This is a genomic window from Mesorhizobium sp. WSM4828 (genome assembly GCF_055811175.1).
This window is the reverse complement of sequence record NZ_JBVVQK010000011.1, coordinates 170,277-193,962: the sequence shown is the minus strand read 5'-3', so window position 1 is coordinate 193,962 and position 23,686 is coordinate 170,277. Positions and strand designations below refer to the sequence as shown.

The following is a 23,686-nucleotide window of genomic DNA, read 5'->3' as shown; positions in this document are numbered from 1 at the left end:
CCGTCGCTAAGGCGACCCAGCCTAGCATAAACCTCTGTAAACGCTGCGAAATACACGTGTTTGTGGACGGAAACTAGTCTAGACCAGCCGCGACTGCTCTACCGCCGCTTCGATGAAGCTGGCAAACAGCGGGTGCGGATCGAGCGGCCGGCTTTTCAACTCGGGATGGTACTGCACGCCGATGAACCAGGGGTGGTCGGGATATTCGACCGTTTCCGGTAGCACGCCGTCCGGCGACATGCCGGCAAACACCAGGCCGCAATCCTCGAGCCGCTCCTTGTAGTCGACATTGACCTCGTAGCGGTGGCGATGGCGTTCGGAAATCTGCGTATCGCCATAGATCTCGGCGATCTTCGATCCCTTGGCGAGGTCGGCCTGGTAGGCACCGAGCCGCATGGTACCGCCGAGGTCGCCGGTTTCCCTGCGCTTCTCCAGCATGTTGCCCTTCAGCCATTCGGTCATCAACCCGACGACCGGCTCCGCGGTCGGGCCGAACTCGGTCGATGATGCGTGCTCGACACCAGCCAGCGAACGCGCCGCCTCGATGCAGGCCATCTGCATGCCGAAGCAGATGCCGAAATACGGCACCTTGCGCTCGCGCGCGAACTTCGCCGCCAGGATCTTGCCCTCCGAGCCGCGCTCGCCAAAGCCGCCGGGGACGAGAATGCCATGGACCTTTTCCAGCCACGGCGCCGGGTCTTCCTTCTCGAATATCTCGCTTTCGATCCAGTCGAGCTTGACCTTGACCCGGTTGGCGAGGCCGCCATGCGACAGCGCCTCGATCAGCGATTTGTAGGCGTCCTTGAGACCGGTATATTTGCCGACGACGGCAATGGTTACTTCGCCTTCCGGATTGTGGATGCGGTTGGATACTGCTTGCCAGCGTTCCATGCGCGGCTTCGGCGCCGGATCGATGCCGAACGCGGCCAGAACTTCCGAGTCGAGCCCTTCATTGTGATAGGCCATCGGCACGTCGTAGATATGCGGGACGTCGAGCGCCTGGATGACGGCGCTTTCGCGGACATTGCAGAACAGCGACAGCTTTCTGCGCTCTTCCTTGGGGATCGGCCGGTCGGCCCGGACCAGCAGTATGTCGGGCGCAATGCCGATGCCGCGCAACTCCTTGACCGAATGCTGCGTCGGCTTGGTCTTCAGTTCGCCTGCCGTCGGGATGTAAGGCATCAAGGTCAGATGGACGTAGACGGCGTTGTTGCGCGGCAGGTCGTTGCCGAGCTGGCGGATCGCCTCCAGGAACGGCATCGCTTCGATGTCGCCGACGGTGCCGCCGATCTCGCACAGCACGAAATCGTAGTCGTCGTTGCCGTTGAGGACGAAGTTCTTGATCTCGTCGGTGACGTGCGGAATGACCTGCACGGTGGCGCCGAGATAGTCGCCGCGCCGCTCGCGCTCGATGATGTTCTTATAGATGCGGCCGGTGGTGATGTTATCTTGCTGGTTGGCCGAGCGGCCGGTGAAGCGCTCATAATGGCCAAGATCGAGATCGGTCTCGGCCCCGTCATCGGTCACGAAGACTTCGCCGTGCTGATAGGGCGACATCGTGCCGGGATCGACATTGAGATAGGGATCGAGCTTTTTGATGCGTGCGCGATAGCCTCGCGCCTGCAAGAGAGCCCCAAGGGCCGCTGCAGCAATGCCTTTTCCAAGTGAGGAAACCACGCCGCCTGTGATGAATACATATCGCGCCATGGGAGTCATCGCTTAACGCGGCCGAATTGATTCCGCCAGAGAAAAAACCGCCGCGAAGGCTTTTTCCCAAGAAGGCGCTCTGGTCGTTGGCGTATCAAAACAAAAGGGCCGGCGAGGCCGGCCCTTTTGGCACGATCTGTCAAAGCGTCAGATGATGACGACTTTGGTGCCTACTTTCACCCGGCGGTAAAGGTCCATGACGTGCTCGTTGATCATGCGGAAGCAGCCATTGGAGGCGCTGGTTCCGATCGACTGCGGCGCTATGGTGCCGTGAATGCGCAGGTGGGTGTCCTTTTTGCCGTCGTAGAGATAGATGGCGCGCGCACCGAGCGGATTGTCGCCGCCGCCGGGCATGCCGTCCTTGTACTGGCCATAGTGCTTGGGTTCGCGCTTTTGCATATCCAGCGTCGGAATCCAGCGCGGCCATTCCTGCTTGTCGCCGACGGCAACCGTCCCCTTGAACTGCAGGCCTTCCCGGCCGACCGCGATGGCATAACGGCGGGCGGTTGACGATGATTCGACGAGGTAGAGACGACGGGCGCTGGTATCGATGACGATGGTGCCGGGGTTGTAGCCGGTGAATTCGACCTCCTGCGGCACGAACTCCGGCTTGACCTTGAACTGCCGCTTGGCTTGCTTCCTTTCGAGCGCGGCGTCGAGCGCGCGTGTTTCCGGAAGCAGCGACATCGACGAAGAGGATGTGCCGCCGAACAGTCCCGCGAACAGCCCGACGCTTTGCGGCTTCTGCCCGACCGGTTCGCTGCGCAACTCGCCATTGTTGCCGGTCAGCGCAACGTTCATCGCCTCGGCCGGGATCGGCTCGGCCGACTGGATCGGCGCAATGGGTGCAATAGGTTCGATAATGTTGAGGGTCTTCTTCTTGGCCGGCTTGGCATCAGCCACTTTGACCGCCGCGACCGGCTGGCTCTTCTTGGCAAGGAATGCCTGCCGTTCCGCATCGGCCTTGGCTTTCGCCGCCTCGCGCATCGCCAGCTTCCTGGCTTCAAGTGCCTTGGCGCGAGCGGCTTCCTTGTCGGCTACGATCTTGGCTTCGATCTTGCGGATCTGTGCAAGGTCGTCCGGCGTCGGATCTTTCTTCTTCTTGAGTAGCTTCAATTGCGCCGCATCGCTTTTGGCAGCGACGTTGACGACGTTGGTTGTTGTCGCGGCTTTATGGGCCGAATTTGCCGTCGGCATGGCCGCGTAAGCGGGCGCACCTAGGCTGAGCACGGCACAAAGGCCGGCAAAAATGAAGCTGCGAAGCTGCATGGGGAAGATCCGATCGTTCAATGCTTGTTGCCCACGGCGTCGCCCGGCGCCCCCCAAGGACGCCGAGAATGCCGCGCGCAATCTATAATCGATTAGCCGGAAGCGCCTCAAGCGTAGGGCGCGGTCGAATCTTCGTGATCGTGCGGCATTTGCCGCGACTGTGTTCAAACGACAACAGATCGCGGCATAAGATGCCCGATTACTGGTTGGGGACCTGCGGCGTGGCCGGCGCGGTGGCGCCGTTTGTCGCTGGCGGCGTCGCCGGAGCGGTTGCCGGCGGCGTCGTTGCCGCGCCATTGCCGGACGGCGGGGTCGGCGCCGTGGTGCCCGAAGGCGGCGTCGGCGTCGTGGTTCCGGGCAATTGGTTGAGTACGCCCTTGCCTGCCCCGTCCGAGGTCGCTGGCACGCGATCGAGAATGTCGATCGGCTTCTCGCCATAGCGCGCTACGATCGACAGTGTCAGCGAAGTGACGAAGAAAGCGGCAGCCAGGATCGCCGTCGCCCGCGTCAGCGCATTGGCGGCGCCTCGCGCGGTCATGAAGCCCGATCCGCCGCCGATGCCGAGGCCGCCGCCTTCGGAGCGCTGCAGCAGCACCACGCCGACAAGCGCGAGCACGACCATGAGGTGGACGACGATCAGTACGGTTTCCATAATTTATCCTGGCAAGGCCTTGCGCGGCCGCTGATTTGGAGGCGGCTCAATACAATGCTTTGACGGCATTTCCAAGCCCGTGGCCGGAATATGGGAAGCAATGCGTCCTTTGCAACGATTTCGGCGCCGGCCGTCCGCTCAAATGCAGCAAGCAGCTCCTGTATCAAGCGATGTTTCGATAGGCTTCCGCGATGCCGAGGAAGTCCGCCGCCTTCAGGCTGGCGCCGCCGACCAGCGCGCCATCGACATTCCTCACGCCGAGCAACTCGACGGCGTTGGACGGCTTGACCGAGCCGCCGTAGAGAATGCGCATCTTGGCCGCCGTATTGCCGAGCTTCCGCGCCAGTTCTTCGCGGATATGCGCATGTGCCTCGGCGACGTCGGCGGCGGTTGGGGTCAAGCCCGTGCCGATCGCCCATATTGGCTCATAGGCGATAATGGTGTTGGAAGCCGTGGCGTTTGGCGGGACCGAGCCAGCGACCTGGCGCGACAGCACGTCGAGCGTGGCTCCTGCTTCGCGTTCGGCTCTTGTCTCACCAATGCAGACGATGGCCACCAGCCCGGCGCGCCATGCGGCGGAGGCCTTGGCCTGCACCAAGGCATCGTCCTCCTTGCGATCGGCGCGGCATTCGGAATGGCCGACGATGACATGGCTGGCACCTGCATCCTTCAGCATCTCGGCCGAAATGCAGCCGGTATAGGCGCCGCTTTCCTCGGTGTGGCAATCCTCTCCGCCGGCCCGCACCGGCGTGCGCGACAGAATCTCGGCGGCGTGCGCAAGCAGGGTCGCCGGCACGCAGACCACCGCTTCGGTCTCGGCGTCGAGCCCACTCATGAAGCCGTTGCCGATCATCCTGAGCTCGTTGAGCGAGGCGCTGGTGCCGTTCATTTTCCAGTTGCCGGCGACGAGCGGGCGGATTCCAGGCGTCATGGGATTTGTTTCTCCGGGCAATTTCAAGCTGGCCCTCACTATCAAAATCAGGCCACAAAGCAATCGACAGTGGGCAGGAAGGGCGCTATTGCGCTTGTTTCAGACTCGGCGCATGCGAAAATGCGCAAAAATCGGAAGTACTCATGCTTGGTATGTTGAGAAGCGCGGCGGGGACCTGGGTCGCGAAACTGCTGCTGTCATTGTTGGTGTTGAGCTTCGCCATCTGGGGCATCTCGGGACGGCTGATGGGCGGTCTTGCCGGCCATGACGCCGTGATTACGGCCGGAGGCACCAAGGTCTCGATCAACGAATACCGCCTCGCCTACGATCGCCAGTTGAGTGTCATGTCGCAGCAATTCGGCCAGCGCATCAGCCGTGAGCAGGCGACGGCGCTCGGCATCGACAACCAGGTGCTGGCGCAACTCGTGTCAGGCGCTGTCCTCGACGAGCAGGCCCGCAAGCTCGGCCTCGGCCTGTCAAAGGACCGGCTTGCCGAACTGACGCGTGAGGACCCGGCGTTCAAAGGGCCTGCCGGAACCTTCGACAGGAGAACCTTCGAGTACCTGCTTCGGCAGATCGGCATGCGGCCGGAAGACTATTTGAAGAACCGAGCCCAGGTCGCGGTCCGCCAGCAGATCGTCGAGGCGGTTTCGGATGGCCTCAAGGCCCCGGATACATTCTTCAAGGCGGTCGCGCTCTATCGCGGCGAAGATCGCACCATCGACTACCTGACCTTGCCGAAATCGCTTGTCGAGCCGATAGAAGCGCCGTCCGACAGCGTGCTTTCGGCCTATTTCGAGGAAAACAAGAAAACCTACGCCGCACCCGAATACCGCAAGTTCTCCTATGTTAGGCTCGAACCGGAAGACATCATGGATTTGAGCGCGGTGACCGACCAACAGGTCAGCGACGACTACAACAAGAACAAGGCGCGCTACACCACGCCGGAGATGCGCACCATCGAGCAGCTTGTATTCAAGACGCCTGATGCCGCAAAGGCGGCGCTCGATTCGCTCAGGACCGGCGCGACCTTCGACAAGATCGTCGCCGCTGAAGGCAAGACACCAGCCGACACGCTGCTCGGCACGCTGGCCAAGGACAAGATCGCCGACAAGGCGGTTGCCGATGCTGCCTTCAAGCTCAACGTCAATGAAGTCAGCCCGGTCGTGCAAGGCGCCTTTGGCCCCGTTCTGCTGCGCGTCACCGAGATCAAGCCCGAAGTGGTGAAGCCGCTGGCCGAAGTGTCCGAGCAGATCCGCAAGGACCTGGCACTGGGCGAGGCAAGCCGCATCTTGCTGGACGTGCACGACAATTACGAGGATACGCGCGCCTCGGGCAGTTCGCTCGCCGAGGCCGCCGCCAAATTGAAGCTGAAGGTCGTCACCATCGACGCTATCGACCGCACCGGCCGAAGGCCGGATGAAAGCATCGTCAAAGACCTGCCGGAATCGCCGGCACTCATCAAGGCGGTGTTCGAGTCCGAACCCGGAACCGACAATGAAGGCCTCACCACCGCCGATAACGGCTTCGTTTTCTACGATGTGAGCGCGATCACGCCGGCCCGTGACCGCACATTGGACGAAGTCCGCCAGAAGGTCGTGGCCGACTGGACCGCGGCTGAGACTACCAAACGGCTTAGCGCAAAGGCACAAGAGCTCGAGAAGCGTCTCAAGGCCGGCGCCACGCTCGAGGTGATCGCCGGTGAGCTCAAGCTCGAAAAGCAGACCAAGCGCGGCGTCAAGCGCGATGCTGACGACGTCGATTTCGGCAAGGAAGGGGCTGCCGCGATGTTCGGCGTCGGCGAAGGAGGCACCGGGCTGATCCCCTCACCTACAGGCGACGGACAGATCCTGTTCAAGGTTGCCGAGGTGTTCGAGCCTGCCGGGGCCGATGCCAGCTCAGTACCCGAGGACGCTCAGAAATCCTTCACCTCCGGTATGTCCGACGACCTGCTCGACCAGTTGGTGGCGCAGCTGCAGACGCAATATGACGTCCGCATCGATCAGGCGGCCGTAACCCAAGCCCTGGCCAGATGAGCGCGCTGAAGATCCACATCGCCAAGGTCGCCGCCGGCAGCGCCCTTTCTTTCGAGGAGGCGCGCGAGGCCTTCGACATTATCATGTCGGGCGATGCCACCCCCGGCCAGATCGGCGGCTTCCTGATGGCATTGCGCGTGCGCGGTGAGACCGTCAGCGAGATCGCCGGCGCCGTCGCCACCATGCGCGCCAAGATGCTGCGCGTCGAAGCTCCCGAGGGCGCCATCGACATTGTCGGCACCGGCGGCGACAACTCGCACAGCGTCAACATTTCGACCGCATCCGCTTTCGTCATCGCCGGCAGCGGCGTGCCCGTCGCCAAGCACGGCAATCGCGGACTGTCCTCGCTGACTGGCGCCGCCGATGTGCTGATCGCATTGGGCGTCAAGATCGACATCCCTCCGGAGACGATCGGCCGCTGCATCCAAGAGGCCGGCGTTGGCTTCATGTTCGCGCCGGCGCATCACCCGGCGATGAAGCATGTCGGCCCGACCCGGGTCGAGCTCGGAACCCGCACCATCTTCAACCTGCTGGGCCCGCTTTCCAATCCGGCCAGTGTCAGACGGCAGATGGTCGGCGTGTTCCTGCCCGAATGGATCATGCCGGTGGCAGAAACGTTGAAGGAACTTGGTGCCGACCATGCCTGGATCGTCCATGGCGACGGATATGACGAGATCACCACCACCGGCGAGACACTTGTCGCCGAACTGGCCGGCGGCGAGATCCGCAGCTTTACGCTGACCCCGGAAGCCGTCGGGCTGAAGCGTCACACCAAGGACGAGTTGCGCGGCGGCGACGCCGCCCACAACGCCCAGGCACTGCGCGACATGCTGGGCGGCGCTGCCGGCGCCTTTCGCGATACGGTGCTGATGAATGCCGGCGCCGGGCTGGTGGTGGCCGGCAAGGTGACGACACTTGCCGACGGCATGGTGACGGCGGCGCAGGCCATCGACAGCGGCCGCGCGCTGAAAGTGCTCGACAGGCTGGTCGAGATTTCGAACGGTTAGAATTATGTCCGACATCCTGCGCAACATCGAGGCTTACAAGCGCGACGAGATCGCGGCGGCCAAGGCGCAAGTGCCGTTTGCCGAAATCAAGGCACAGGCGACGGATGCCGACGCGCCGCGCGGCTTTCTTTCCGCCCTTGAGGCAAAGCGCAAATCCGGCGGGTTCGCGCTGATTGCCGAAATCAAGAAGGCTAGCCCATCGAAAGGCCTGATCCGCGCCGATTTCGATCCGCCGGCGCTGGCCAGGGCCTATGCGGAAGGCGGTGCCGCCTGCCTTTCGGTGCTGACCGACGCACCCTCCTTCCAAGGCGCGCCCGAATTCCTCACTGCTGCGCGCACTGCCGTCGACCTGCCTGCCTTGCGCAAGGATTTCCTGTTCGACCCCTATCAGATCTACGAGGCCAGGGCCTGGGGCGCCGATGCCATCCTGATCATCATGGCCAGCGTCGACGACGCGTTGGCAAGAGAACTCGAAGCGACAGCCTTCGGGCTCGGCATGGACGCGCTGGTCGAAGTGCATGACGAAGCTGAAATGGAACGCGCGCTGCAGCTGTCGTCGCGGCTGATTGGAATCAACAACCGCAATCTCCGGAGCTTCGAAACCAGCCTCGAGACCTCGGAGCGGCTGGTAGCGATGGTGCCGGCCGACCGCCATCTGGTCAGTGAGAGCGGTATCTTTTCGCACGACGATTGCCGCCGGCTGGAGCAGAGCGGCATTGCGACTTTCCTGGTCGGCGAGAGCCTGATGCGCCAGCAGGACGTGGCCGCGGCAACGCGCCTGCTGTTGACGGGCAAGGCGCCGGCAGAGGCGATCTGACGATGGCGGCCGCCCTCACCCATCTTGGCGCGCAGGGCGAAGCCAACATGGTCGATGTCGGTGACAAGGCTGAGACGGTGCGGACGGCAGTCGCCGAGGGCTTCGTGTCGATGCGGTCCGAGACGCTGGACATGATCCTCGCTGGCGATGCCAAGAAGGGCGACGTGCTCGGCACCGCGCGCATTGCCGGCATCATGGCGGCCAAGAAGACGCACGAACTGATCCCGCTTTGCCATCCGCTGCTGCTGACCAGGATATCTGTCGATATCGAGGCGGACGCCGCGCTGCCCGGCCTGAAGGTGACAGCATTGACCCGCGTCACCGGCAAGACCGGCGTTGAGATGGAGGCTCTGAGTGCCGTCTCGGTCGCTTGCCTGACCATCTACGACATGGCCAAGGCGGTCGACCGCGCCATGGTCATCTCGGGCATCAGGCTGGTTGAAAAGACCGGCGGCAAATCCGGCGACTACAAGATCACCGGAGGCGGGGCCACCGGGGCAGGCCGATAATGGCGCTGGTCCCGGTTGCCGAGGCGCTCGAGCGCCTGCTGGACGGCGCAGCAGCGCTGCCGGGCGAACGCGTCGCACTGCTGGATGCCGCCGACCGCGTGCTGGCGGAGCCGGTTGTGGCGCTCCGCACCCAGCCGCCGTTCAACGCTTCCGCCATGGACGGCTATGCCGTGCGGGCGGCCGATATCGCGTCCGTACCGGCAAAGCTTTCGGTGGTCGGCGTGGCGCCGGCCGGACGCGGCTTTGCCGGAACGGTGCAGCAGGGGCAGGCCGTGCGTATCTTCACCGGCGCGCCGCTTCCCGAAGGCGCCGACACCATCGTCATCCAGGAGAACGTCCGCGATCTCGGCGGCGGTGTCGTAGAAGTGACGGAGCCGACGGTGCAGGGGCGCAACATCCGCCGCCTCGGGCTCGATTTCGCCAAGGGCGATGTCCTGCTGCCCAAGGGCCGCCTGCTCGATCCGGCGGCCTTGTCGCTGGCTGCGTCGGCCAACCACCCCGAGGTCCGCGTGGTCAAACGGCCGCTGGTCGCCATCATCGCAACCGGCGACGAATTGCTGCCGCCGGGCAGCAATCTTGGCCCCGACCAGATCATCTCCTCCAACGCCTATGGTGTCGCCGCTGCCACACAGTCGGTCGGTGCGCGCGCGCTCGACCTTGGCATCGCACCGGACCGCAGGGAGGCGATCGCCGCATTGGTTGAAAAGGCCGTGAAGGCTGGCGCGAACGTCATCGTCACGCTGGGCGGTGCCTCGGTCGGTGACCACGACTTCGTCCATGACGTGCTGACCGGGCAAGGCATGACGCTCGATTTCTGGAAGATCGCCATGCGGCCGGGCAAGCCGCTGATGTTCGGGCGGCTGGGCGACATTCGCTGCATCGGCCTGCCCGGCAATCCGGTGGCAAGCCTGGTCTGCACTCAGCTCTTCCTGAAGCCGCTGCTGGCGCGGCTCGGCGGCCGCGCCTTTCAGCAGGATATGCGTCGGGCACGGCTCGGTGCTGCCATGCCGGCCAACGATCTCAGGCAGGATTATGTGCGGGCTGTTGTCACAGACGACGCCGGCACCCTCGCGGCGACGCCGTTCGGCATCCAGGACTCCTCGATGCTGAAAATGCTGGCCGATGCCAACGGATTGATCGTCCGCGCGCCGTTCGCGCCTGCCGCGGCGGCGGGCTCCCCCTGCGACGTGCTGATGCTACGCTGAACCTGCCTCACTCCGAGATCAAGGCCTGGGTCAGCCGATGGTCTGGATCGGCCAAACCGTCGATGATGTTGAAATGGTGCCGGTCAGGCTCGACCACAGAGCTGGTCGAGGCACCTAGGCCGATCCAGATGTTGGCCAGCACCGCGCTCTGGCGCAGGAATTCGGCGCGCTCGCCGCCGCCGGCCCAGCAGGTCAGGCGGGCCTTGTCCATCGGGCGCAGCAGCACCGGGCTTTCGGCCTGCGCCTCGGCCTCATCGATCGCCAGCGTCTCGTTCATGCCGGTGCACATGATCGGGCGCAAATCGTGCACTCCCGAGATCGACACCACGCGACGAACGCGCCGGACCACTTCGGGCGCCAGCGGCGTCGTCGCCGTAACCATCCGGCTAACAAGATGGCCGCCGGCCGAGTGTCCGGTCAGCATCAGCGGCCCTGCGACCATCGCCGCCGCTGTGCCGATCGCCGCGCCGACTTCCTTGACGATGCCGGCAATGCGTATCTGCGGACAGAGCGTGTAGGACGGCATCGCAACCGCATAGCCGCGATCAACAGGGCCAGCGGCAAGATGCGACCAGAAACTCTTGTCGAATGCCATCCAGTAGCCGCCATGGACGAACACCACGAGCCCCTTGGGCTTGGTGGCCGGCAGGAAAAGATCGAGACGGTTGCGTGGTTTATCGCCATAGGCCAAGTCGAGCCGCGCCCTGCCCTCGGTCGAAAGCACGTCGCGGAAAACCCGCGCTGGCTCGATCCAGGCCGCCGGCCAGCGATCGCTGCCGGCTATATTGGCGCCGTTGGCATAGGCGTTATCCCAATCGGCAATGTGACGTTCGAACACCCTGCGCCCTCCCCTGGCAATATGGCCTTGCAACGCAAAGCATCGCGCGGCGCGTCGTCGCCAGCCTCACGGCTCCAGCTCTCGCATCAATCTCAAGTGACAGCCGCCTTGATGGCGAAGCGCGCATCCTTCCACGCACCGGTGCGCAGGATGTCCTCAAGCACTTCGACGGCCTGCCAGACATCGGCATAGCCGACATAGAGCGGGGTGAAGCCGAAGCGCATGGTCGATGGCGCGCGAAAATCGCCGATCACGCCACGTTCGATCAGCGCGCGCATGATCTGGTAGCCATGCTCATGCATGAATGAAATCTGGCTGCCGCGTTTTTCCCCGTCGCGCGTGCTTTCGAGCGTGAGCCCGTAAGTGCCGCACTTTGCCTCGACAAGCTCGATGAACAGATCGGCCAGCGCAATGCTCTTCTTGCGCACCGCCGTCATGTCGACATCGTTCCAGATGTCGAGCGCGCCCTTCAGCGTGCGCATCGACAGGATCGGCTGGGTGCCGCACAGAAACCGGCGGATGCCGGTGCCGGCCGCATAGCCTGGCTCGAAGGCGAAGGGCCGTGCATGGCCCCACCAGCCGGTGAGCGGCTGCTGGATGTCGGCAAGATGCCGCTCAGCCGCATAGATGAAGGCAGGCGCGCCCGGTCCGCCATTCAGATATTTGTAAGTGCAGCCAACGGCAAAATCGGCTTTTGCCTTGTCGAGCTCGACTGGCATCGCACCGGCGGTGTGGCAGAGATCCCAGACGATCATCGCCCCGGCTTCCTGGGCCCTGCGCGTCAGCGCCGGCATGTCGCGCAGTTCGCCCGACTTGTAGTTGACGTGGTTGACCAGCACCACGGCGGTGCGTGCGTCGATCAGCTCCTCGATGCTCGGCGCGTCGACCCCCGAGAGGCGCAGCAGCGTATCTTTTCGCGTCGAAACCACACCCTCAGCCATGTAGAGGTCCGTCGGAAAGCTATCGCCCTCGGCGACGATGACCTGCCGCTCCGGTCGCATAGCCATGGCGGCGTGCAGCAGCTTGTAGATGTTGACCGACGTCGTGTCGCAGACCACCGTCTGGCCGGCCGCGGCGCCAATCAGGCGCCCGAGCTGGTCGCCGAGTTCGAGCGGCATGTTGAACCAGCCGGCCACGTTCCAGGCGCGGATAAGATCATGCGACCATTCTTCGGTCGCGGCCTTGCGCAATTCATCGAAAGCGGCACGTGAAGCAGCTCCTAGCGAATTGCCGTCGAGATAGATCACTCCTTGCGGCAACACAAAGCGGTCGCGCATCGCGCGCAGCGGATCCGCGGCATCCATCGCCTTTACGGCCACGAGATCGGGAATTCCTGTCATGATTTGCCTGCTCCCCCAAGATCCAACGCAACGCCGGACACGCATCGACTGTTCTTCCATTACCTGGTTGCGCGCAGCAAGACTCCACCGGCGAGAAGCAGCCTGACCAGGCGATGGAAACCAGGACCTAACCCGAGGTTGGCGTTTTGAGTTCGTTTCGTTCACGGTGCATTGACCAAACCGCACACTCGATAGGGTTCACTTCCGTGCCATTTGCCGACCGACGGCCGATGCCAATGTGGCCTTCCGGGAAGCCAGAAGGGCGCAAACGAAAGCAGAATCAAGGCGATGAGGCTCGCGACGGTGAAAGTGCGGTACCCCGGTTAGGGGACGTCGTTTGTTTCCCGAGCCTTAACGCATTCATTAAACTTTAAACAGTTGCGGAACACAACTGGAACAGATAGTGTTTGTTCTGGGTTTGTTTTTCTGATTCTGTTGGGGGTCGCTATGCTGACACGCAAACAACACGAACTGCTTATGTTCATCCACGAAAGATTGAAGGAAAGCGGTATCCCGCCTTCCTTCGACGAGATGAAGGAAGCGCTCGACCTGGCTTCCAAATCGGGAATCCACCGGCTTATTACGGCACTGGAGGAGCGCGGCTTCATTCGCCGTTTGCCCAACCGGGCCCGTGCGCTGGAGGTGCTGCGCCTGCCTGACTCGATCGCCCCCGGCCTCAATGCGGCACGCAAGTTCTCGCCGAGTGTCATCCAGGGCAGTCTTGGGCAAGGCGGTCCGCGGCAAGGCAAGCCGACATCGTCGCGCGTCCCTGCGGCCGGAAATGACGACGATGTCGTCGCCGCCGTTTCGATCCCGGTGATGGGCCGCATCGCCGCCGGTGTGCCGATCGACGCCATCCAGCACCAGACGCATTCGATTTCGGTGCCGCCGGATATGATCATGGGCGGCGAGCATTATGCGCTCGAGGTCAAAGGCGATTCGATGATCGAGGCTGGCATTTTCGACGGCGACACGGTGATCATCCGCAATGCCGATACGGCGAGCCCCGGTGAGATCGTGGTGGCACTGGTCGACGAGGAGGAAGCGACGCTGAAGCGGTTCCGCCGCAAGGGCGCTTCGATCGCCCTGGAAGCCGCCAATCCGGCCTACGAGACGCGCATCTTCGGACCAGACAGGGTCAAGGTGCAAGGCAAGCTCGTCGGACTGATCCGCCGCTACTGAGCTCCGCCCTTGGCGCCGGCTTTGGGTTTGTCGGCCCTGCGGTATGGCGGCAGGCCCCGCGCCGCGCGTGAAAATTTCCGCTGCACGTGCCAGGGCCGGTATGATTTTTCGACTGCGAAACGGATTTCGGCGCGTGTTGCCGCTTGTGGATCGAAATAGACGGCGGCACTTCCCGCGCGCGCCAGTTGCCGTTTGGTGACGACGAGGACCAGCCGGTCGTAGTAGCAGGGGTTATGGGCGGTGGCGTCGTCGATGACGATCAAACTGGCAAAGGCGCAGGCTGGCCGCGCAGTATTGCGGTCCTTGGCTTGCGCGATGATCGCGCCGGATGGATGCCTGGCAAGGCAGAGGCCGTCCGTGCAAATGAACGGCATGCCCGGCGGTAGTTCGGCCGGATCGGCAATGTCGAATTGCGGGTCGTTCTTTCCAGGTGTTTCCGGCGCGACGATAGCCTCTGATGTGAGCGCGCGTTTCCAGTTGTCGATGGTGAACTCATTCGGGCGTGCCCGGTTGATCGCGAGTTCACCGCTCCCAATCGGCAGCGCGACCAGCCGTGCGTCCTCCGAGATCAATACATCGGGTACGCGCGTCTGCGTTGTCGTCAGCAAGCCGGCGAGCGCAAAAGGAAGTGCCGCGAGCCGCAACCAGGTCGTCGCCATGCTGGCAATGACGAGGGCGATCGTCACCAGAAGGACGGATCTCAGCGAAATCAGCCCGACCGCATCGATCGGCGAGCGCTCGGAGATCCACCCGGACAGGGCGATCATCGCCGTTAGCCCCTTGCCCATCACATAGAGGAACGGCCCATCCGCACCGAACGGCATCGCCAGCGCGCTGAGAACGGCGAAGGGCATGACGACCAGTGAGACGATGGGCATGATGGCCAGATTGGCGAACAGGCTGAGCGGCGCCACGCGCTGGAAGTGCCATATGGCGAAAAGCGCCGTGGCGCTCCCTGCAATGATCGAGGTCATCGCTAGGCCGCCCATGCCCAGCAGGACCTTTCGCGTGGCAAAGCGTAGCGGCGACCGCCGCAGCGGCGGCGTGGCGGCCCTGCCGGCGCGGTAATCGGACCAGCCTGCATAGGCGCCGACAAGGGCCGCCGTCGCGGCGAAGGACATCTGGAAACTCGGACCGACCACCTCGTGCGGCGACACCAGGATGACCGCGATGGCCGAGATCGCCAGGTTGCGCATGGTGAGCGCGGCCCGGTCGAACAGCACGGCGATAAGCATCACCGCCAGCATGATGAAGCTGCGTTCGGCCGCTACCACAATGCCGGAAAAGACGAGGTAGGCCGCAATCGAAAAAAGCGCGGCGGCCGCGGCATATTTCTTGACCGGCCGTCGCGATGAGAAATCGGGAAACAGCGCAAAGGCGCCGCGTAGCAGCGCCATGATGGTGCCGGCGACCAACGCCATATGCAGCCCCGAGATAGAGATGATGTGATAGATGCCTGTACGCCGCATCGCTTCGTTGATCTCCTCGGGAATGCCGGCGCGCACGCCGACGATCAGCGCAGCGGCAATCTCGCCCTCGGCGCCGCCGATGCGGCTGCGGATATGGTCGGCGATGGATTCGCGCGCGTCTTCGATCGCGGAAGAAAGCTGCGCGGCAAGCGGCATGCTGCCCGACGGCACGACTTTCGGATTGCCGAGAAAAAAGCCGCTGCCGCCGATACCGGCGAAATAGCTGTCGAAGGAGAAATCATAGCTGTCGGGCCGCACCGGGCCGGTCGGCGGCAGCAGCCGCACATAGCCGGTGATCTCGGAACCGGCGGTGAGCTCAGCCGGTATCTTCATCGCCGAAACGCGGACCCGTTCCGGCATGTAGCGCAGTGTCGGCCTGGCGGTTGAGATCACATCGATCGTCAGCCTGATGCGGCCGCTCGCCATGGGCTCGTACGATACAACGCGACCCGTCAGCCGCGTCGAGATTTCGGAACCGAGCATATGCGTTCCGACACGCCAGGTCTCGAACTTGGCGGCAAGTACGCCAAGCGCGCAGAGTAACGCCACCATGAAACACAGGCGCGTCCTGGGCCATGACCGCGAGACGACGGCACAAAGGGCCGCGAGGAGCACGATTGCGATCGGCTGTGGAAAGGGCGGCTCCACCGCCAGCGCGAAATATACGACCACCCCGCATGCGAGGAACACCGGCACCAGCAGGAAGGCGACGCCACGGTCGAGTTCCAGGCCGGCTGCCAAGGTTACGCTGTTGCGGATGCGGGACGGTGACGGGAGGCGCAAACGCCTGGGCAGGCGCACGATGGGTTCGGCCGTGGGCACCGGAACCGTTGTTGATTCACCTGTCGGCAAGGACCGGGAATCGAAGCGTGGAGTGGGCAGCAATGCCGGCGCCGGCAGGACAGGCAGGGGAGCGGCAAACAGCAAGCGTTCGCTGACGCCGCTGCCAGCGTCCTCGCCCTCGCCCGCACCACGGCCTCGCACAGCCATCGGGTCTGCCCCTTGCGCCCTCAACCTCCTATGCTACATGAACGCGCGACGCGCGAAAGTCCGCAAACCCACTTCCTTCGCCCGCCTGAGAGTTCCATGCCCGATAAGGTCGTCACCCGTTTTGCCCCCTCGCCCACCGGCTATCTGCACATTGGCGGCGCCCGCACGGCGCTGTTCAACTGGCTGTATGCCAAGCACACAGGCGGCACGATGCTGCTGCGCATCGAGGACACCGACCGCGAGCGCTCCACCGATGCGGCAACCGCGGCCATTCTCGACGGGCTTTCCTGGCTTGGCCTGACATGGGACGGCGAGCCGGTGTCGCAGTTCGAGCGTGCTCCGCGCCACCACGAGGTGGCCGAGGAGCTCGTTCGCATGGGCAAGGCCTATTATTGTTATGCGACGCCTGCCGAGCTGGAAACAATGCGCGAGAGCGCACGGGCCAAGGGGCTGCCTCCCCGCTATGACGGACGCTGGCGCGACCGCGACCCGTCGGAGGCGCCGCCCGGCGCCAAGGGGGCGATCCGCATCAAGGCGCCGACAGACGGCGAGACGGTGGTGCATGACCGCGTCCAGGGCGATGTGCGTTTTCCCAACAAGGATCTCGACGATTTCATTATTCTGCGCTCGGACGGCAATCCCACCTACATGCATGCCGTCGTCGTCGACGATCACGACATGGGCATCACCCACATCATCCGCGGCGACGATCATTTGACCAACGCCGCACGCCAGACCGTAATCTATCAGGCCATGGGCTGGGAGGTGCCGTCGATGTCGCATATCCCGCTGATCCACGGTGCCGACGGCGCCAAGCTGTCGAAGCGGCACGGTGCGCTTGGCGTCGAGGCCTATCGCGCCATGGGCTACCTGCCGGAGGCGCTGCTCAACTATCTGGCGAGGCTTGGCTGGAGCCACGGCGATGATGAGATCATGTCGATCGCCGACATGATCGCATGGTTCGACATTGGCGACGTCAACAAGGGCGCCGCCCGTTTCGACTTCGCCAAACTCGAGGCGCTCAATGGCGTGCATATGCGCCGGATGAACGACGCGGCGCTGCTCGACATCTTTATCGCCACTCTGCCCTATTTGGAAGGCGGCCCGGCAATTGCCGCGCGCCTCGACGACAGACGCAGGGCGCAACTGCTTGCCGCTTTGCCGGGCCTGAAGGAGCGCGCCAAGACGCTGGTCGAACTTCTCGAAGGGGCTGCATTCCTGTTCGTCGAGCGGCCGCTGCCGGTGGACGAGAAGGCGGCGGCGCTGCTCAGCGGTGAGGCGCGCGCGATCCTGCGGGGCGCTCATGCGGCACTAGCCACGGTTTCGGATTGGTCTGCCGCTTCAGCGGAAGCCGCGATCCGCGACTATGCGCAGGCGGGCGGCCATAAACTCGGCGCCGTGGCCCAACCTTTGCGCGCCGCGCTCACCGGCAAAAGTACCTCGCCAGGTGTCTTTGATGTGCTAGCCGTGCTTGGCCACGAGGAAAGCCTGGCGCGGATCGCTGATCAAATCGATTAGCAAACTGGCCCAAGAAGATTGGCATTGAAAGGTGTGTTTCGCAGTGCAACATTGGGTCTTGGCCTAATCTGGCGCGCAGATACAATTGCGGGCGCAAATGTGCGTATTCCGATGCTTTTGATGTGTTGGGTTCAGATATTTTGCCTTTGCCGGCCTGAGGAAACAAAAAGGAGTTTGCTATGACCGAACCTGCGACAAAAATGGAATTTGGCGGCAAAACCCAGGCATCGACGGCAAAGCTGGAACTCGGCGGCAAAACTCATGAATTCAAGATACGAAGTGGTTCGGTAGGACCTGACGTCATCGACATCGGTTCGCTGTACAACACCGCCGGCGTCTTTACCTACGATCCCGGCTTTACGTCGACGGCGAGCTGCGAATCGGAAATCACCTTCATCGATGGCGATGCCGGCATTCTTTTGCACCGCGGCTACCCGATCGACCAATTGGCCGAGCACGGCGACTTCCTCGAAGTCTGCTATCTCTTGCTCTATGGTGAACTACCGACCAAGGCGCAGAAGGACGATTTCGACTACCGGGTGACGCGCCACACCATGGTGCATGAGCAGATGTCGCGCTTTTTCACCGGCTTCCGGCGTGATGCGCATCCGATGGCGGTGATGTGCGGCGTGGTCGGCGCGCTGTCGGCCTTCTATCACGATTCCACCGACATCTCGGACCCTTATCAACGCATGGTCGCCTCAATGCGGCTGATCGCCAAGATGCCGACGATCGCGGCGATGGCCTATAAATACCACATCGGCCAGCCATTCATCTATCCGAAGAACGAGCTGAATTTCGCAGCCAACTTCCTGCATATGTGCTTCGCCGTGCCTTGCGAGGAATACAAGATCAATCCGGTGCTGGCCCGCGCGATGGAGCGCATCTTCATCCTGCACGCCGACCACGAACAGAACGCCTCGACTTCAACCGTCCGCCTGGCCGGCTCGTCGGGTGCCAATCCCTTTGCCTGTATCGCTGCCGGCATCGCCTGCCTGTGGGGTCCTGCACATGGAGGCGCCAACGAGGCAGCCTTGAACATGCTGGGCGAGATCGGCCATGTCGATCACATCCCGGAATTCATTGCGCGCGCCAAGGATAAGAACGATCCGTTCCGATTGATGGGATTTGGCCACCGCGTTTATAAGAACTACGATCCGCGCGCCAAGATCATGCAGAAGACCGCGCACGAGGTCCTGGGCGAGCTCGGCATCAAGGACGATCCGCTGCTCGACATCGCCATGGAGCTGGAAAAGATTGCGCTGACCGATTCCTATTTCATCGAGAAGAAGCTCTATCCGAACGTCGATTTCTATTCCGGAATCACACTGAAGGCGCTGGGCTTCCCCACCACCATGTTCACCGTGCTGTTCGCGGTCGCCCGTACCGTCGGCTGGATCGCGCAGTGGAAGGAGATGATCGAGGACCCGCACCAGAAGATCGGTCGCCCACGCCAGCTCTATACCGGCGCGCCGGAACGGGATTACGTGCCGATCGCGAAGCGGTGAAGGTGGTGAATGGTGAATGGTGAATGGTGAATGGTGAATGGTGAATGGTGAATGGTGAATGGTGAATGGTGAATTGGAGCAGCGAAGCGTCGCTCCTGTCTATAGAGTACTATTCACTATTCACTATTCACTCACCATCCCCATCACCACCCCCGCGGCCATCTCGCCTGACGGCTTGGCGGTTGCCATACGCCCGGCAATGTCGGCAAAACCGTGCTTCTGCCAGGTGCGGTAGGCGGTATCGGAGAACAGCGCCTCCAGTTGCCGCGCCAGATAATGCGGCCGCACATATTGATTGTAGTGTTCCGGCACAACCGGCCGGTCGGCAATGAGATTGGGCAACGCTGCGCTCCATACTTTGATCAGCGGCTGCGCCATGCGCATGACCGGATCGAGCCGGTAGCAGGAGATCATCGGCACACCCGCCAATGCCAGTTCCAGCGATACCGTCCCCGACGCGATCAGCGCCGCATCCGCCTTGCCGAAGGCCTGCCATTTGCGTTCGGCATCAAGGATGATCTCCGGCTTCTCGTCCCAGCTCGCGACTGAGGTCCTGACCAGGTCGGCGACGTGCGGGACCGTTGGCAACAGCAGGCGCAGGCGGTGCCCGCGCGCCCGCAGGATCGACACCGTCTCGCCGAACGGCCCAACCAGGCGTCGCACCTCGCCGCGACGCGAACCGGGCAATACAAGCAATGTTTTGACGTGATCTGCGGACAGGTTACGCGGCTGCGCCTGCGCCCTGGCGGCACTGATTATGCCCGGATCATGTACAAGGCGATGCCCGACATAGGTGCCGGGCGGCCCGCCCAGGCGAGCGAGTTCCTTCATCTCGAACGGCAGGATGCAAAGGATGTGATCGACATATGGCTTCATCGCCGCCGCCCTGCCCGGCCGCCAAGCCCACACGCTCGGGCAGACATAGTGGACGGTCGGGATGGTCGGATCGGCGGCACGCACCTTCTTGGCGACGCGCAGTGAGAAATCCGGACTGTCGATGGTGATAAGGCAATCGGGCTTTTCACCGGCAATCGCGTTTGCCGTCTGGCCGATCCGCCGCATCAGGCGCGGCAGGTCGCGCAGGATGGCGCTAAGGCCCATCAGCGCGATCTCGCTGCCGTCGAACAATGGCGCTAGGCCGAGCGCCTGCAAATGGCGGCCGCCGATGCCGACAAGCCGAACGTCGCACCCGGTCATGCGCTTGAGCGCCTGCACAAGGTCGGCGCCAAGCAGGTCGCCGGACTCCTCGCCTGCGACGACGGCTATCTTCAACGGCCGCTCATTCGCCATGCACCGGCTCCGCAGCAGGCAGCCCGATCACGAAGAGGCCGAGCGCATTGGCACGCCCGATGGTGGCGGGACCTTCGAGCACCAGCGAGCGGCCGGCTTCGACGGCAATGCCGGCCAGTCCGGCGGCATGCGCCGCCTCGACGGTCAGCGGACCGATGGAGGGCAGATCGGCACGCAGTTCCTGACCGGGCTTGGCACATTTGACCAAAACACCACGGCTCCTGCCAGCCAGCCTGCCGTGCCCGCGTAATTGTTTTGTCCGCTCGAGCAGCCCGTCGGTGCCTTCGACGCCTTCCAAGGCAATGGTGCGGCCGCCGACCGCAACAGCCGCTTGGCCGATGTCCAGCTCGCCGATGGCTTTTGCCGCCGCGTGCGCCGCCTCGATGTCGCGCCAGTCGGATTTGCGTGGCGCCGCCTTGGTCAGCAGGCCTTCGGCAGCGACCAGCTCCGGCACGATCTCGTGAGCGCCGACGACCTTGATGCCGCTGCGCTCGATCCTGCGCACGAACAGTTTCAGCACCGTGTCGTCCCCCCGGCTTACACCGACGAACAGGCTGGGTAGCCACGCGAGCAGGCCCAAATTGAGGCGCATGGCGCTCAGCCTGGGGCGCCGCGTGATATGACCCGCGGCTACGAGATGCGTAACGTGATGCCGCTTAAGGATCGGCAGCAGCGAGCCGACGTCTTCCAGCCTCAAGGTTGCCTGCTCATAGGGCTCGAAATCGGCTATGCGATCGACCTCGCCGGCCGCCATCACGACGAAGGGCGATTTGCCTTGCCGGGCGAGCGCTCGGGCAATTTCGACCGGGAGGCTGCCGCCGCCGGCGATGATGCCGACCTTGGCATCTGGCGCGAGATCAAGGCCCTTTCCGGCAGCCTCAATCTTCGTCATCTGCCCTCAGTCTTCATCATCGGTATCGTCGCCGTCGGTACCCTTGAGCGACGGCACGGCGTAGTGCCGCTTGCCGCGACCGGCGATGAAGTCGACGATCTTCATGGCAGTCGGCGACGAGGCGAATTCCGCCTTGGCGAATTCGATGTTTTCGCCGACGGTCCGGGAGCGATCGAAGATCGTCTTGTAGGCTTTGCGCAGCAAGTGGATCTCCGAACGCGGCAGGCCGGCGCGCTTCAGGCCAATGATGTTGAGGCCGCGAAGGCTGGCACGGTTGCCAACAGCGATGGCGTAAGGAATGACGTCGCCGACGATCGCCGAGCAACCGCCGAGAAAGGCGTTATCGCCGATGCGGACAAACTGATGAACCGCGGTAAGGCCGCCGATGTAGACATTGTCGCCGACTTCGCAATGCCCGCCTAACGTCGCTTGATTGGCGAAGGTGGCGTTCTTGCCGACCACGCAGTCATGGGCAATGTGGGCATAGGCAAGGAAATTGCCGTTGTCGCCGATCGTCGTCTCGCCGCGGCTGGAATCGGTGCCGACATGCATGGTGACGCCTTCGCGGATCGTGCAATTCTCGCCGATCACCAGCGTGGTCCGGCCGCCCTTGTGCTTGGTGTTCTGCGGCGGCCCGCCCAGTATCGCCATCGGATAGACCTTGGTCGATGCACCGATGGTGGTCGCGCCAATCACCGAGACATGGCTGACCAGTTCGACGCGGTCGCCGATCACGGCGTCGGGGCCGACGTGACAGAAGGGCCCGATGCGGGCGCCTTCGCCGATTTGGGCGCCTGGCTCGATGACCGACGATGGATGGATGACTGTCTGGATTTTCATTAGCATTCGTTTGTCAGCCGCTTGCGACCATCATCGCCGAGATCTCGGCTTCCGCCGCCTTGGCGCCATCGACGAGGGCCTCGCAAGCGAATTTGAGAAGATTGCCGCGTTTCTTGATTTTCTTCACATGAATTTTCAACTGGTCGCCTGGAACGACCGGCTTGCGGAACTTGGCATTGTCGATGGTCAGGAAATAAACCAGCGACGGCTTTTCCGTACCAAGGCTGCGGATGCAGATGGCGCCGGCCGTCTGCGCCATCGCCTCGATGATCAGCACGCCGGGCATGACCGGCTGGTCCGGGAAATGACCCTGGAAATGCGGCTCGTTTATGGTGACGTTCTTGATGCCGATCGCGGATTCGTCGCCATCTATGTCGACAATGCGGTCGATCATCAAGAACGGATAGCGGTGCGGCAGGAGCTTCATCAGCCGCATTATGTCAACCGCTTCGAGCGTCGCCGCTGCGATGTCAGCCATTTCCCCCCTCACCCTGTTTGCGCGTCCGTGCAAGTCTGCGCAAGGCCGCTATCTCGCGCATGGCTTCCGCCATCGGCTGCGCCGGATATCCTCCCCAAATCTCACCGGCAGGCACGTTGCTCATAAACCCGCTTCTTGCCGCAAGCTTGGCCCCGGACCCGATGGTCAGATGATCCGCAAGGCCGACGCCGCCACCCATGGTGACGTTGTCGCCTACTGTCACGGAACCGGAAATACCCGAAAGCCCGGCTATTATGCAATTGCGGCCAATGCGAACGTTGTGGGCGATCTGTACCAGATTGTCGATCTTGGTACCCTGGCCGATGATCGTGTCGGACATGGCGCCGCGATCGACGGTCGTATTCGACCCGATCTCGACGTCGTCCTGGATGATGACGCGGCCGATCTGCGGAACCCGCTCCGGACCTTTGGCGCCGGCCACGAAACCGAAGCCATCCTGCCCGATCCTGGCACCGCCATGGATGATGACGCGATTGCCAATCAACGCATATTGCACGCTGGCTCCTGGACCGACATAGCCGTCGCGGCCGATCTGCGAGGATGGACCGATGACCGCATGCGGGGCAATGACGGTCCCGCTGCCGATGGCAGCGCGCGGTCCGATGACCGCACCTGCTTCGATGATTGCACCGGCCTCGACATGGGCGGTCGCATCGATATGGGCGTGCGGCGAGATACCGGTTTCGCCGGTCATCGGTCCAGGCGTCGCAGCCGCGGGGAAAAGCAGACGCCCGACCATTGCGAAAGCCTGCTGCGGGCGCGGATGCACCAGCACCGCGATGCCCGCCGGCGCCTTGCCGGCAAATTCGGCAGGGCAGAGAACCGCCGCCGCCCGCAGTGCCTGCATCAGGGCGAAATTGCGCCTGCCGTCGACGAAGACAAGGGCGTTCTCGCCGCCTTCGTTGGCGGGCGCCAGAGCTTCGATCGATACATCGGAGAGACCGGAATCGACAAGTGTCGAGCCGGTCAGATTCGCGACTTCGCCGGCCGTATACCGGCGTGAGGGCGCGAAGAACACCGGATCGGTCATTCCAGAAGCAATATCCAGCTGGCGCATGACCCCGAAATCGGAAATCGACCCTCGGAAAGGATCATGCGCAAATCAATGTACTACAACGTCCTTTGCGCGTCCGATAGGACGCGCTGCGCTGTAGTGTCGGATCACTGCCATCCGGATCCAAACGAGC

At 63.1% G+C, this 23,686-nt stretch carries 20 protein-coding genes; 8 read left to right on the top strand and 12 right to left on the bottom strand.

Annotated features, from left to right (window positions below):
- Positions 1–78 precede the first annotated feature (78 nt).
- The 4 genes from AC0L2X_RS15485 to tpiA all read right to left on the bottom strand — a co-directional run bounded on the left by AC0L2X_RS15485 (position 79) and on the right by tpiA (position 4,559).
- The gene (locus tag AC0L2X_RS15485; protein ID WP_292653532.1) at positions 79–1,707 is read right to left on the bottom strand and encodes a CTP synthase; all 1,629 of its coding nucleotides are present in this window, start codon (positions 1,705–1,707) and stop codon (positions 79–81) included.
- A gap of 147 nt (positions 1,708–1,854) precedes the next feature.
- Positions 1,855–2,976, bottom strand: coding sequence for a L,D-transpeptidase (locus AC0L2X_RS15480; RefSeq protein WP_473555666.1), 1,122 nt, complete (start codon positions 2,974–2,976; stop codon positions 1,855–1,857).
- A 199-nt stretch (positions 2,977–3,175) separates the two neighbouring features.
- A complete protein-coding gene (secG, locus tag AC0L2X_RS15475; protein WP_254817294.1) occupies positions 3,176–3,628 on the bottom strand; it encodes a preprotein translocase subunit SecG in 453 nt (150 codons plus the stop codon).
- Between the two features lie 163 nt (positions 3,629–3,791).
- The gene (tpiA, locus tag AC0L2X_RS15470; protein ID WP_352492002.1) at positions 3,792–4,559 is read right to left on the bottom strand and encodes a triose-phosphate isomerase; all 768 of its coding nucleotides are present in this window, start codon (positions 4,557–4,559) and stop codon (positions 3,792–3,794) included.
- Between the two features lie 143 nt (positions 4,560–4,702).
- On the opposite strand from tpiA, the gene AC0L2X_RS15465 reads away from it, so the two are divergent.
- Genes AC0L2X_RS15465 through AC0L2X_RS15445 form a run of 5 tightly spaced genes read left to right on the top strand, consistent with a single transcriptional unit; the run spans position 4,703 to position 10,133 of the window.
- Positions 4,703–6,595, top strand: coding sequence for a SurA N-terminal domain-containing protein (locus tag AC0L2X_RS15465; protein WP_473555669.1), 1,893 nt, complete (start codon positions 4,703–4,705; stop codon positions 6,593–6,595).
- Positions 6,592–7,602, top strand: a complete 1,011-nt coding sequence (gene trpD / locus AC0L2X_RS15460) for an anthranilate phosphoribosyltransferase (protein ID WP_473555671.1) — start codon at positions 6,592–6,594, stop codon at positions 7,600–7,602. Before AC0L2X_RS15465 ends, trpD begins: the two co-directional genes overlap by 4 nt.
- Before the next feature lie 4 nt (positions 7,603–7,606).
- On the top strand, positions 7,607–8,419 hold the full coding sequence (gene trpC / locus AC0L2X_RS15455; RefSeq protein WP_473555674.1) for an indole-3-glycerol phosphate synthase TrpC: 813 nt from the start codon (positions 7,607–7,609) through the stop codon (positions 8,417–8,419).
- A gap of 2 nt (positions 8,420–8,421) precedes the next feature.
- Positions 8,422–8,928 carry a cyclic pyranopterin monophosphate synthase MoaC gene (moaC, locus tag AC0L2X_RS15450; protein ID WP_352492005.1) on the top strand — a complete coding sequence of 169 codons (507 nt, stop codon included), beginning with the start codon at positions 8,422–8,424 and terminating at the stop codon, positions 8,926–8,928.
- Positions 8,928–10,133 (top strand): molybdopterin molybdotransferase MoeA, encoded by a 1,206-nt coding sequence (locus AC0L2X_RS15445; protein WP_473555676.1) that lies wholly within the window; start codon positions 8,928–8,930, stop codon positions 10,131–10,133. Before moaC ends, AC0L2X_RS15445 begins: the two co-directional genes overlap by 1 nt.
- Before the next feature lie 7 nt (positions 10,134–10,140).
- Here the strand turns inward: AC0L2X_RS15445 and AC0L2X_RS15440 are convergent, their stop codons facing one another.
- Both AC0L2X_RS15440 and kynU read right to left on the bottom strand, forming a co-directional pair.
- Positions 10,141–10,971, bottom strand: coding sequence for an alpha/beta hydrolase (locus tag AC0L2X_RS15440; protein WP_473555678.1), 831 nt, complete (start codon positions 10,969–10,971; stop codon positions 10,141–10,143).
- 92 nt (positions 10,972–11,063) lie between these two features.
- On the bottom strand, positions 11,064–12,311 hold the full coding sequence (kynU, locus tag AC0L2X_RS15435) for a kynureninase (protein ID WP_473555681.1): 1,248 nt from the start codon (positions 12,309–12,311) through the stop codon (positions 11,064–11,066).
- Positions 12,312–12,758: 447 nt separating this feature from the next.
- Between kynU and lexA the strand changes: the two genes are divergently transcribed.
- Positions 12,759–13,493, top strand: a complete 735-nt coding sequence (gene lexA, locus AC0L2X_RS15430) for a transcriptional repressor LexA (protein ID WP_352448829.1) — start codon at positions 12,759–12,761, stop codon at positions 13,491–13,493.
- Here the strand turns inward: lexA and AC0L2X_RS15425 are convergent.
- Entirely contained in the window at positions 13,487–15,952 is a 2,466-nt protein-coding gene (locus tag AC0L2X_RS15425; protein ID WP_473555683.1) for a ComEC/Rec2 family competence protein, read from the bottom strand. The two genes, lexA and AC0L2X_RS15425, sit on opposite strands and share 7 nt — an antisense overlap.
- 96 nt (positions 15,953–16,048) lie before the next feature.
- Here AC0L2X_RS15425 and gltX point away from each other — a divergent pair, with 96 nt between their 5' ends.
- Positions 16,049–17,470: a glutamate--tRNA ligase gene (gene gltX, locus AC0L2X_RS15420; protein WP_473555686.1), complete on the top strand. Its 1,422-nt coding sequence runs from the start codon at positions 16,049–16,051 to the stop codon at positions 17,468–17,470.
- 179 nt (positions 17,471–17,649) lie between these two features.
- A complete protein-coding gene (gltA, locus tag AC0L2X_RS15415; RefSeq protein WP_254817305.1) occupies positions 17,650–18,978 on the top strand; it encodes a citrate synthase in 1,329 nt (442 codons plus the stop codon).
- 123 nt (positions 18,979–19,101) lie between these two features.
- Here gltA and lpxB read toward each other — a convergent pair whose 3' ends face one another.
- The 5 genes from lpxB to lpxD are packed head-to-tail and all read right to left on the bottom strand — an operon-like array spanning position 19,102 to position 23,529.
- Positions 19,102–20,268, bottom strand: coding sequence for a lipid-A-disaccharide synthase (gene lpxB, locus AC0L2X_RS15410; RefSeq protein WP_473555689.1), 1,167 nt, complete (start codon positions 20,266–20,268; stop codon positions 19,102–19,104).
- Positions 20,258–21,160 carry an LpxI family protein gene (locus AC0L2X_RS15405; protein WP_473555691.1) on the bottom strand — a complete coding sequence of 301 codons (903 nt, stop codon included), beginning with the start codon at positions 21,158–21,160 and terminating at the stop codon, positions 20,258–20,260. The genes lpxB and AC0L2X_RS15405 overlap by 11 nt, the downstream gene beginning before the upstream one ends.
- Before the next feature lie 6 nt (positions 21,161–21,166).
- Positions 21,167–22,000 carry an acyl-ACP--UDP-N-acetylglucosamine O-acyltransferase gene (gene lpxA / locus AC0L2X_RS15400; protein WP_473555693.1) on the bottom strand — a complete coding sequence of 278 codons (834 nt, stop codon included), beginning with the start codon at positions 21,998–22,000 and terminating at the stop codon, positions 21,167–21,169.
- A 13-nt stretch (positions 22,001–22,013) separates the two neighbouring features.
- Positions 22,014–22,478, bottom strand: coding sequence for a 3-hydroxyacyl-ACP dehydratase FabZ (gene fabZ, locus AC0L2X_RS15395; protein ID WP_023674942.1), 465 nt, complete (start codon positions 22,476–22,478; stop codon positions 22,014–22,016).
- Positions 22,471–23,529, bottom strand: coding sequence for a UDP-3-O-(3-hydroxymyristoyl)glucosamine N-acyltransferase (gene lpxD, locus AC0L2X_RS15390; protein ID WP_292653516.1), 1,059 nt, complete (start codon positions 23,527–23,529; stop codon positions 22,471–22,473). The genes fabZ and lpxD overlap by 8 nt, the downstream gene beginning before the upstream one ends.
- Between the last annotated feature and the right edge of the window lie 157 nt (positions 23,530–23,686).

Coding starts and splice junctions, on each gene's coding strand:
- AC0L2X_RS15485 (WP_292653532.1), bottom strand. CDS start 1,707: ATGGCGCGATATGTATTCATCACAGGCGGCGTGGTTTCCTCACTTGGA.
- AC0L2X_RS15480 (WP_473555666.1), bottom strand. CDS start 2,976: ATGCAGCTTCGCAGCTTCATTTTTGCCGGCCTTTGTGCCGTGCTCAGC.
- secG (WP_254817294.1), bottom strand. CDS start 3,628: ATGGAAACCGTACTGATCGTCGTCCACCTCATGGTCGTGCTCGCGCTT.
- tpiA (WP_352492002.1), bottom strand. CDS start 4,559: ATGACGCCTGGAATCCGCCCGCTCGTCGCCGGCAACTGGAAAATGAAC.
- AC0L2X_RS15465 (WP_473555669.1), top strand. CDS start 4,703: ATGCTTGGTATGTTGAGAAGCGCGGCGGGGACCTGGGTCGCGAAACTG.
- trpD (WP_473555671.1), top strand. CDS start 6,592: ATGAGCGCGCTGAAGATCCACATCGCCAAGGTCGCCGCCGGCAGCGCC.
- trpC (WP_473555674.1), top strand. CDS start 7,607: ATGTCCGACATCCTGCGCAACATCGAGGCTTACAAGCGCGACGAGATC.
- moaC (WP_352492005.1), top strand. CDS start 8,422: ATGGCGGCCGCCCTCACCCATCTTGGCGCGCAGGGCGAAGCCAACATG.
- AC0L2X_RS15445 (WP_473555676.1), top strand. CDS start 8,928: ATGGCGCTGGTCCCGGTTGCCGAGGCGCTCGAGCGCCTGCTGGACGGC.
- kynU (WP_473555681.1), bottom strand. CDS start 12,311: ATGACAGGAATTCCCGATCTCGTGGCCGTAAAGGCGATGGATGCCGCG.
- lexA (WP_352448829.1), top strand. CDS start 12,759: ATGCTGACACGCAAACAACACGAACTGCTTATGTTCATCCACGAAAGA.
- AC0L2X_RS15425 (WP_473555683.1), bottom strand. CDS start 15,952: ATGGCTGTGCGAGGCCGTGGTGCGGGCGAGGGCGAGGACGCTGGCAGC.
- gltX (WP_473555686.1), top strand. CDS start 16,049: ATGCCCGATAAGGTCGTCACCCGTTTTGCCCCCTCGCCCACCGGCTAT.
- gltA (WP_254817305.1), top strand. CDS start 17,650: ATGACCGAACCTGCGACAAAAATGGAATTTGGCGGCAAAACCCAGGCA.
- lpxB (WP_473555689.1), bottom strand. CDS start 20,268: ATGGCGAATGAGCGGCCGTTGAAGATAGCCGTCGTCGCAGGCGAGGAG.
- AC0L2X_RS15405 (WP_473555691.1), bottom strand. CDS start 21,160: ATGACGAAGATTGAGGCTGCCGGAAAGGGCCTTGATCTCGCGCCAGAT.
- lpxA (WP_473555693.1), bottom strand. CDS start 22,000: ATGAAAATCCAGACAGTCATCCATCCATCGTCGGTCATCGAGCCAGGC.
- fabZ (WP_023674942.1), bottom strand. CDS start 22,478: ATGGCTGACATCGCAGCGGCGACGCTCGAAGCGGTTGACATAATGCGG.
- lpxD (WP_292653516.1), bottom strand. CDS start 23,529: ATGACCGATCCGGTGTTCTTCGCGCCCTCACGCCGGTATACGGCCGGC.